This window comes from Neobacillus niacini, from assembly GCF_031456445.1.
Classification (GTDB): domain Bacteria; phylum Bacillota; class Bacilli; order Bacillales; family Cytobacillaceae; genus Neobacillus; species Neobacillus niacini_I.
Window position 1 is genome coordinate 222,922 of sequence record NZ_JAVDUQ010000003.1, and the last position, 9,707, is coordinate 232,628.

Here is a 9,707-nt window from a genome sequence, read left to right on the forward strand (position 1 = left end):
ACTTTTACTATTATCAACCCTTACCAATTTACAACAATCGACGAAAGTTACAGATTCTTTATAAAAAATGGAAAAAGCGATGAGTAAATTTCTTCTCATCGCTTTAAGCTGTAGGTATTTGAACTCGTTTGACAAACCAATAAATACATGTATGTCCAGCCCCTAATATTAATAGAAGAATTGGGATACTGTTCTTTTCATTAAACCATGTAATGGCAGCTAAAAATAACAAAATCGAAACAACCCTGCCTGCATTCAAGAAAATTTCTCGAACAACGATATATTCAATCCTCATCTCAGCAGCTTTCCACCCTGTACCAATTACATCATATGTAGTTGAAATGTATGGAACCAGTAAAAGTGGGTAAGCAATCGCAATGGTAGCTGCATAAATTAACAGTTTCACAAAATTCACGTCCCAAACAATCAACAAGATCGCTAAATAAAGAAGGATGCCGCCAATGAGAATCGCTTTTTTTCTGGCTCTTTTTTTAATTAATCTTGATGCAAAGTAATAGGCAATAAAGGAAATACCGGAATTAAGGAGTCCATAGGTTCCCAATGCCATCTCACTGCCTGTAGAAATGTACACGAATACAGAAATGACAAACAAAAACGTCCCTTCTCTTAAGCCCTGAAAAAAATGAGCATTCGTTATGAGACGCCAGTTTTCATTTTGTTTTCTTTCCGCCAAAATCCTCGTAAAACAATATTTCCCGTGCGCAGGCCTGCGTTTTAATGAAAAGCTTAAGAAAACGGCAAGAGCAAATAACCCCAGTGATAAACCAAAAACAATAGAATAACCGGCAAATTTCTCAAACCGAGTAATGATAATCCCTGCTGCAATAGGACCGATCATCCCTCCGGCGGATGATAAGATTCCTAGAAATCCGTTAAAAAAATCTCGAGTTTCAGGCTCTGTAATTTCAAATGTTAAAACATTAAAAGCGAGCCAATAAAACCCATAGCCAATCCCTAAAAGGCTTCCTAGTAAAAGAAGATAGGTTGAAGCATGTTTCCCGGTTAATAAAACGGTTACGTAAAAAAAGGTTAGGAAGATGACACCGATTCTAAGGACAATGACACGGTCAATTTTCTTTGCCCATTTTCCAGCCAAAATAAAAGTCAACGGCTGCAGGACGACAATGGACAGGTTGTATAAGGCCAGATCAGAATATTCCCCTGTCTGCTTCCATAAATAAATGTTCACAAATGTGTTGGAAAGTGCAACACTTAGGGAATATAATCCACCAATTAATAGCAGCAATGTTAAATCCTTTGTTAGTTCTACTTCACCTAAAATCTTAAATTTTTTTGCCATAAAAACTCCCCTTTTTCATAAGGGTAGTCTTTAACAACCAAGATTTTCTTATTCACTTTTTCTATAATCAATCCCACAAAAAAAGACAGCTAAAATTAGCTGCCTTCCCTATCATTAATAATTATTTTGCTGCGTTGAAGCGTTTTGCTACTTCGTCCCAGTTTACTACATTCCAGAATGCACCGATGTAGTCAGGGCGTTTGTTTTGATATTTTAAGTAGTAAGCATGCTCCCAAACATCAAGACCAAGGATTGGAGTTTTGCCTTCCATTAATGGAGAGTCTTGGTTAGGAGTGCTGGTAACTTCTAATTCTCCGTTGTTTACAGCAAGCCATGCCCAGCCGGATCCGAAACGAGTAGTTGCTGCTTTAGCAAATTCTTCTTTGAAAGCTTCGAGGCTGCCAAATTTGCTGTTGATTGCATCAGCTAGTTCACCAGATGGTGCACCGCCGCCGTTTGGAGAAAGAATTGTCCAGAATAAAGAGTGGTTAGCATGTCCGCCACCATTGTTACGTACAGCAGTACGTGCAGCTTCAGGAACTGCATCTAAGTTAGAGATTACTTCTTCAACGGACTTAGATAATAATTCTTCATTTCCAGCTAAAGCGTTGTTTAAATTTGTAACATAAGTATTGTGGTGTCTAGTGTGATGAATATTCATTGTTTCTTTGTCGAAGTGTGGCTCAAGTGCATTTTCTGCATAAGGTAATTGCGGTAATTCGAATGCCATTTTACATCCTCCTATGTATACGTTTTTATTTTGGGCCTTAGTAAACTAAAATCATAATGATTTTAGAATATTTCTAAAGCTTTTCTCCTTAAGATTACCAAAGATATCAGCCAGTTTCAAATGAAATGCCTGCTCTAATACCACAAAGATACAATCCCCTGATAATCCGTTTTTATTCACAAAAAATGAAAATAAAAAAACCTATCGATTACCCTCTCATTTTTCAAAAAGTTGTCACGATTTCAAAAGGTTATTCTATCAACCATTTTTAGCTAATTGAGAAAACCGCATCCATTTTATAGAAATCCGCTTATTGACAGGTTGTCCATTCCGCATTTAAATCAAAATGAGGAGTGTAGAATATGCAAAAATCAAATACGATTATATATCAGTTATTACATGATTTTTTTTCAATAAATGAGTCCATTCAAAAGGTAAAAGCAGGCACAGTTCTATTTCAAGAAAAGGAACCTGTAAACTATATTTACTTAATAGTAAAAGGAAGTATTGCAATTGGAAGGGTTCATGAAGGCGGAAAGGAATTTACTCTGAAAATTTTAAGTCATCATGAAATACTGGTAGAGTATCAGCTATTTATTCAAAAGCCCTATTACCAATTTAACGCAAAAACACTTACAGACTGCGATCTAATCATGATTAAAATGGAGCAGTTTGAAGAATTTGTTTCCTTGGATCCAGAAGCCATGAATGCTCTTCTCTCTTGGCTTAGCACTAGTTATATCAAGGCTCAAATAAAATGCATGGATTTAATTATGAATGGAAAAAAGGGCGGCTTATATTCGATTTTAATTCGTCTTTGCAATTCATATGGGATTGCAACTCCTGACGGAATTCTCATCGACATTCCGATAACCCATCAGGAGCTCGCCAATTTAACGTTTGGAACCCGGGAAGTTATTCAACGATTATTAAAAGATTTGCGCGAAAAAGAAATCATTTCCTATGACCAGCAAAAATTCATCGTTAAAAAATTAAGCTACCTGAAACAGGAAGTCGACTGCCAGAATTGTTCACACGAAATCTGCGGCCTTAATTAAAGCGGTGGATTTTCAAATTACCTTTGTTACTGTTGATCATTCTTGTATATAACGCATTAGCAGGATACAATAGAATGGTGAATCAATGTAAAGGTGGTCATTATGAATATTTTTAAACAATTTTATAAAAGTTTATATTCCCCTAAGGATATAGCTATATTTCGTTTTCAAGGAATTGGAAAAACAATCTTATATGTATTTTTCTTAACCTTTATTTCAATCCTTCCGTCCATCTATTATCTAAGTACTTCTCTTGCAAACGGAATTGACACGGCAAGGACTGTTATTAAAGATGAAATTCCTTCATTTGAAATTAAAAACGGCAAGCTGGAAGCTGATACGGGTCTTCCCATTACCATCAATAAGAATCAATTCTCTATTATGATTGACCCGACTGGAGCCGTCTCAGAAAAGAATGTTGGAGATGAAGGTAATGCCTTTGCCCTTTTAAAGGATGAATTTGTATTAGCCTCTGGAGGAAAAGTTCAAACCTATCCTTATTCAATGCTGCAAGGGTTACACGTAACAAAAACTGATTTTTTAGACTTCGTTCAAACTTTAGATGATATGAAAACGATTATTATTCCAATCGCGGCACTCCTGATTTATTTATTCTCAAGTGCTGCCAGTTTTATCGAAGTTTCCGTTTTAGCTTTCATTGGGTTAGCTTTAAAAAACCTTTTAGGAAGAAAATTGACTTACCGGCATCTATGGCGAATGGCAGCCTATAGTGAAACATTGCCAACTGTCTTCTTTACGATTATGGCTGCATTAAAAACAACGGTACCAAATAGTTTTATCATCAACTGGTTTGTCATCATCATTGTGTTATTCTTAGCCATTAATGAAACACCAAAACCTAAAAAAATCGACTAAACACACCATTCTTGGTGTGTTTTTTTGGTCTATTCAAAAGTGGACAAGCATAGGTATGTACAAACTTTCCTTTTTGGAGGCCTGTGCAAATGAAAAAGTTATTAGGTCTAGTGCTTACCGCTTTAATCATATACGTTATATACATTGACTTAACAGTTGGAACGTTGCCGAGCGATTCAGTCCAAACAGTTGAAGCTAAAACGGAAACTCATTCACCAAAATCAACACTCCCTTCTTTTCAAGCAACGGTTGAACCGGGTGAAACCGTCATTTCCATTGTTGAACATCAATTAAAGAAGCCTCTTCCCGTTTCAATCACCGAATTGGTAAAGGATTTTCAACTTCTTAATCCGGGATATTCACCCGAAAAAATTCAAGTTGGGGCTAGCTATCAATTTCCTGATTACACAAAATAATCAGGTTCTGATTAATCTAAGTAATCAGGATAAAACCATTTATCTTGTCAAAATTAGTAGGAGACTGATAAAATTAATTGACTTATTATTCGAATCCCAATTTAAAGGAGCGAATTCCACGTGAGTGAAATTATACATCGTACGAAAACTCGGCCAATCAAAGTCGGAAATTTAACGATTGGCGGAAACAATGAAATCATTATCCAGAGTATGACAACCACTAAAACCCATGATGTTGAGGCCACTGTTGCCGAAATCAAGCGACTAGAGGAAGCCGGATGTCAGATTGTCAGGGTAGCTTGTCCGGATGAGCGTGCTGCCAATGCGATTCCAGAAATTAAAAAAAGAATCAATATTCCTCTCGTTGTTGACATTCACTTTGATTATAAATTAGCACTGAAAGCGATTGAAGGCGGAGCAGATAAAATCCGTATCAATCCAGGAAATATTGGTAAACGTGAAAAGGTTGAAGCCGTTGTAAAAGCGGCAAAAGAACGCGGGATTCCAATCCGCATCGGTGTTAACGCCGGTTCACTTGAAAAGCGAATCATTGAAAAATACGGTTACCCAACTGCTGATGGAATGGTCGAAAGCGCCCTTCATCATATCAAAATTCTTGAAGATCTCGATTTTCACGATATCATTGTTTCCATGAAGGCATCTGATGTCAACCTTGCAATCGAAGCTTATGAAAAAGCTGCTCAAGCTTTTGATTACCCACTTCATCTAGGTATTACCGAATCAGGAACCCTCTTTTCCGGTACAGTAAAAAGTGCGGCAGGATTAGGTGCGATCATCAACAAAGGAATCGGAAACACCTTGCGTATTTCTTTAAGTGCTGACCCTGTTGAAGAAGTTAAAGTAGCACGCGAGCTTTTAAAAGTATTTGGACTTTCCTCCAATGCCGCAACGTTAATTTCTTGTCCTACCTGTGGACGGATTGAAATCGACTTAATCAGTATTGCGAACGAAGTGGAAGAATACATTCAAAACATTAAAGCCCCAATCAAGGTTTCTGTTCTTGGATGTGCTGTCAATGGTCCTGGTGAGGCGCGTGAAGCGGATATCGGGATTGCAGGTGCCCGTGGTGAAGGCTTGTTATTTAGAAAAGGCGAAATCGTTCGGAAGGTTCCGGAAGATAAAATGGTCGAAGAACTGAAAAAGGAAATTGACCAAGTAGCAGAAGAATATTTCAGAAAAAAAGCGGAAGAAGAAAAGGTAACAAAATAACGATTGTAAACCCGTCAGCTGGAGCTGACGGGTTTTTATGTGCCCCTATTTCAGAGATATTGGTTAAAAGAACGGGAGGATAAAAATACCGATTATAATCGATACGACACCAATCCCGATTGCCCAAGCACCGAGACCTGTGGCTCCTCTGCCTCGGGCAATGAAGCCTAACACAATACCTGCTGCACCAAAAAGAATCGGCAATACAAACAGAGATAAAATAGATAGAGCCAACGCAACATAACCTGTGCCCGTTCCACCCTCTGCCCGACCTCTAATATCATCATATTCCCTTCGCCGGACCACCGGGACAGGTGCGGCAAGTTCTGCTGCCGTTTCTTCTCTATAGTCTGAAGGGTTATTCGGGATGTCTTGTCCAATATATGCACTTTCGGTATTTTCACGCACCCCAGTGTCTCTCTCTTGGTCTGCCATCTTGATCCCTCACTTTCAGTTATAGGAGCTTTATTAGTATTTGTTTTCTTTTTCTTTTTAGTTTGTCAATGTTTGTCTGCAATAGTGTTTTTCTTCAAGTACTTCAAAAATCTTTAGCTTTAGTGTGGGAACTCTCTTTGGTACAATAAAAAGAAGATACTAATTAGCAATGTAGGTGACACAATGAGAAAAAGGTTTGGCATTGACATTGACGGAACGGTAACATGTCCATCAGCACTATTACCATTTATAAATAAAGACTTTGGGTTAAATCTTCACCTCGCCGATATAAACCAATACGATTTGACTCCATTCGTAAATGTTCCGGAAGAGGAATTTTCAAAATGGTTTTATGAAAATGAACCACTTATCTATGCGGAGTCACCGCTTGCAGAAGGGGCAGATGATATTCTAAAAACGTGGAAGGATCAGCACCAACTGTATTTCATTAGTGCCCGAGGTCCTCATCTGCTGGAAAATACAAAAAATTGGTTCAGAAAAAAAGGGTTAACCTACCACAACATTGATTTAATTGGATCACATGATAAGGTTGAAACGGTAAAAAAACAGAGGGTTGACATTTTTTTTGAGGATAAACATGACAATGCCGTGATGATCCATGAGGAATGTCATATTCCGGTTATTTTATTTAATACCCCTTATAACCAAGATCCCATTCCATCTGGGGTGGTACGTGTTAACAATTGGTTGGAAGCATATAAATGGGTTGAACATTGGTTAAAAACAGGTAATAAGGAAAAAAGAAGGATTCCTGCAACCGTTTAAAGCACAAAAAACAGCTTGTTGAGACAAGCTGTTTTTTGTTAAAAATGATGGCTATTGAATACAATTCGGGCACCTTCCATAAATTTCGAATTTATGTCCAGATATATCATACCCGATTAAATCCTCACTTAACTCATTCATTGGACATGTTTCAATTTCTTTTGTCTTTCCACAGTCAAGGCAGATAAAATGATGGTGATGGCTATGGTGGGAACAGGTGAAACGAAAATGTTTTTCCCCCGACAATTCCGTCATTTCCAAGATTCCCATTTTTACAAATAAAGAAAGATTACGGTAGATGGTATCAAAACTAAGTCCTGGGTACCCTTCCTTTAATTGGTCTAACACATCTTTAGCGGTTAAATATTTATCACTATCCGCAAATAATTGCAGCATTTCTTCCCTTTTCCCTGTGTGCTTAAACCCTTTTTCTTTTAAATATTGTATTGCCTCATTAACGTTCACATGTCTCACCTCTATTGCACCTGTTTATGAACGGTCATTTTTTTTAAAAGAATGGCAAAAATTAAAATAAGAACTGCAATCATAACAATCGTTCCACCTGGTGCCAAATCTAAATAATAGGCTGTAAAGAGCCCTCCCATTACAGCAATTTCCCCAAAGAGCACCGATAAAAAAATGGTCTGTTTAAACCCTTTGGCAATTCGGATACTTGCCGCAACAGGTAAAGTCATTAAAGAGGATACCAATAGAATCCCAACAATTCGCATCGAAGCCGCTATAACAAGTGCCACCATTATGATAAAAATAAAATGTATACTTTTAGCTGCAATTCCAGACGCCTTGGCATGCTCCTCATCAAATGATAATAAAAACAGTTCTTTATATAATAAAATAATGGCAAGAACAACCAATAGAGCAATGATAAAAATAACCCATAAATCAGTACGGCTAACAGCCGATACACTGCCAAACAGGTAACTAAATAAATCCGTATTGAATCCATTGGCAAGTGAAATAAAAATAACCCCAAGCCCAATTCCGCTCGAAAGGATAATCGGAATCGCTAATTCTTGATAGTGTTTATAAACGCCTCTAAGTTTTTCAATAAATAAGGAACCTCCAACAGAAAACGCCATTCCCAAATAAAGTGGATTTAATCCAGCCATCACCGTGAAGTATTTTTCGATTAATAGGCTTGCAGCAATCCCCGCCAGTGTTACATGGCTTAAGGCATCGGCAATTAAGGAAAGTCTTCTAACTACGATAAATACGCCTAATAAGGGAGCGAGGAAGCCGATTAAGATACCGGTTAAAAAAGCATTTTGTAAAAATTCATAATGAAAAATTCCTTGAATCAATCCTACTCGCCTCCATGGTCATGTTGATGGGACAGCATGTGAACATCATGCCCATAGAAATCCGAGATACCTTCTGTTCTAAACCTCTCAAATTCCTCTGTGTTCCCGTGAAAATGCATATGTTTATTTAGACAGGCGACATGTGTTACCTTCTCTGATATCGTCCCAATATCATGGGTAACGAGTAAAAGGGTGATTCCCCGCTTCGTATTTAAATCTCCCAGCATTTGATAAAACGAATTTACATTTTGTGCATCGACTCCGACCGTTGGCTCATCAAGGATAAGGAGCTTCGGTTCACTGACAAGTGCACGAGCAATAAATACTCGCTGCTGCTGACCGCCCGAAAGCTCGCCAATATTCCGCCTGCTGAATTTCTCCATTCCGACTGCTTCAAGTGCCTCCATTACCCTTTGCGAATGCTCTTTCTTAAAAAATCGGAACATGCCAATTTTTTTTGTTAAGCCGCTGGAGACGACTTCAAATACGGTTGCCGGAAATCCGGTGTTAAAAGAATTGGCCTTTTGAGAAACATAACCGATTTTTTGCCAGTCTTTAAATTTGCTTAGCTCCTGGTTGAATAAATAAATTTCTCCTTTTTGCGGTTTCAAAAGACCTAGGATTAGCTTTAAAAGCGTGGATTTTCCTGATCCGTTTGGACCGACAATCGCTAAAAAAGAACCATCTGGAACTAAAAAGTTAATGTCCTCAAGGACCGTGTCTTTTTCATAACGATAAAAAAGTTGCTTGATTTCAATGATTGATTGCATATGCTAAACTCTCACCTTTAATTATAAGAATCATTCCGATTTAACTCCATGTAGTATACAATAGGTCTTCCCGGTTGTAAAGTAATTCAAAATAAGCCCATAAAAATTTTGGGGATTAGTCACACTCTATCTTCTTTTTCATACATTAGCATGGAGGAGTGATGAGAGTGAGGATATTTGAAAACATCATCAATCATAAAATTAATACCATTACTGCAGAAGAATTATTGAAGTATGCCAAGCAATTTAATATTTCGGTAAATCGAATCCAGGCGAAGAAAATCGCTGAATACTTACGAGGAAAAAATATTAATATTTTTGATGACCGACAACGTGCTGCTTTAGTAAAAGAAATAGCCAAATCTGCCGGCCCTGAAACAGCACGAGAAGTGAATAAACTTTTTATGCAATTAACAAAAAGCTAAAAAAAAGCTGTGCAGCCGCACAGCTTTAGGTTGTCGAAAAACTTTCGATAGCCTTTTATTTTATTCTCATTCTTTAACGATTCACCGCGTTTATTTGTTATAATATTATTAAATTATATGCTTTTCAACAGGTCCGTTGATTTCCGCTCCAGGCGCTTCGCTTTCCGCGGGCGTGCCGGAGAGCCTCCTGATATGAACGAAACTGTCAATGCTCCCACTCTGCACCAAGTTTTGATTTATTTTTGACCAACTTTAAGAAGAGAAGCTATTTTTCGCTTCTTCGCTTGCATGTTTAAATATTTAGCCGAACTGGCTAGAGTAGCTCCTTCTTTAGCTTA

At 37.7% G+C, this 9,707-nt stretch carries 12 protein-coding genes; 6 read left to right on the forward strand and 6 right to left on the reverse strand.

Annotated features, from left to right (window positions below; translation table 11 throughout):
- Positions 1-103 precede the first annotated feature (103 nt).
- On the reverse strand, positions 104-1,321 hold the full coding sequence (locus tag J2Y67_RS05855; RefSeq protein ID WP_310171690.1) for an MFS transporter: 1,218 nt from the start codon (positions 1,319-1,321) through the stop codon (positions 104-106).
- Between the two features lie 121 nt (positions 1,322-1,442).
- Positions 1,443-2,051 (reverse strand): superoxide dismutase, encoded by a 609-nt coding sequence (locus J2Y67_RS05860; RefSeq protein WP_310171692.1) that lies wholly within the window; start codon positions 2,049-2,051, stop codon positions 1,443-1,445.
- Positions 2,052-2,413: 362 nt separating this feature from the next.
- Between J2Y67_RS05860 and J2Y67_RS05865 the strand changes: the two genes are divergently transcribed.
- The 4 genes from J2Y67_RS05865 (at position 2,414) to ispG (ending at position 5,631) form a co-directional block, all read left to right on the forward strand.
- A complete protein-coding gene (locus J2Y67_RS05865) occupies positions 2,414-3,109 on the forward strand; it encodes a Crp/Fnr family transcriptional regulator (protein ID WP_310171694.1) in 696 nt (231 codons plus the stop codon).
- A 102-nt stretch (positions 3,110-3,211) separates the two neighbouring features.
- The gene (locus tag J2Y67_RS05870) at positions 3,212-3,985 is read left to right on the forward strand and encodes a DUF1189 domain-containing protein (protein ID WP_310171696.1); all 774 of its coding nucleotides are present in this window, start codon (positions 3,212-3,214) and stop codon (positions 3,983-3,985) included.
- Between the two features lie 89 nt (positions 3,986-4,074).
- On the forward strand, positions 4,075-4,401 hold the full coding sequence (locus J2Y67_RS05875; RefSeq protein ID WP_310171698.1) for a hypothetical protein: 327 nt from the start codon (positions 4,075-4,077) through the stop codon (positions 4,399-4,401).
- Between the two features lie 129 nt (positions 4,402-4,530).
- Positions 4,531-5,631, forward strand: coding sequence for a flavodoxin-dependent (E)-4-hydroxy-3-methylbut-2-enyl-diphosphate synthase (gene ispG / locus J2Y67_RS05880; protein WP_310171743.1), 1,101 nt, complete (start codon positions 4,531-4,533; stop codon positions 5,629-5,631).
- Positions 5,632-5,694: 63 nt separating this feature from the next.
- Here the strand turns inward: ispG and J2Y67_RS05885 are convergent, their stop codons facing one another.
- Positions 5,695-6,066 carry a hypothetical protein gene (locus tag J2Y67_RS05885; protein WP_310171699.1) on the reverse strand — a complete coding sequence of 124 codons (372 nt, stop codon included), beginning with the start codon at positions 6,064-6,066 and terminating at the stop codon, positions 5,695-5,697.
- A 183-nt stretch (positions 6,067-6,249) separates the two neighbouring features.
- On the opposite strand from J2Y67_RS05885, the gene J2Y67_RS05890 reads away from it, so the two are divergent.
- Complete coding sequence (locus tag J2Y67_RS05890) at positions 6,250-6,852, forward strand: hypothetical protein (protein ID WP_310171701.1); 603 nt, start codon at positions 6,250-6,252, stop codon at positions 6,850-6,852.
- A 51-nt stretch (positions 6,853-6,903) separates the two neighbouring features.
- Here the strand turns inward: J2Y67_RS05890 and J2Y67_RS05895 are convergent, their stop codons facing one another.
- The 3 genes from J2Y67_RS05895 to J2Y67_RS05905 are packed head-to-tail and all read right to left on the reverse strand — an operon-like array spanning position 6,904 to position 8,944.
- Positions 6,904-7,317 (reverse strand): Fur family transcriptional regulator, encoded by a 414-nt coding sequence (locus tag J2Y67_RS05895; RefSeq protein ID WP_310171703.1) that lies wholly within the window; start codon positions 7,315-7,317, stop codon positions 6,904-6,906.
- A gap of 11 nt (positions 7,318-7,328) precedes the next feature.
- A complete protein-coding gene (locus tag J2Y67_RS05900) occupies positions 7,329-8,174 on the reverse strand; it encodes a metal ABC transporter permease (protein WP_310171705.1) in 846 nt (281 codons plus the stop codon).
- A gap of 2 nt (positions 8,175-8,176) precedes the next feature.
- A complete protein-coding gene (locus J2Y67_RS05905; RefSeq protein ID WP_310171707.1) occupies positions 8,177-8,944 on the reverse strand; it encodes a metal ABC transporter ATP-binding protein in 768 nt (255 codons plus the stop codon).
- 167 nt (positions 8,945-9,111) lie between these two features.
- Between J2Y67_RS05905 and J2Y67_RS05910 the strand changes: the two genes are divergently transcribed.
- On the forward strand, positions 9,112-9,369 hold the full coding sequence (locus J2Y67_RS05910) for a DUF2624 domain-containing protein (protein WP_310171708.1): 258 nt from the start codon (positions 9,112-9,114) through the stop codon (positions 9,367-9,369).
- The last annotated feature ends 338 nt before the right edge of the window (positions 9,370-9,707 follow it).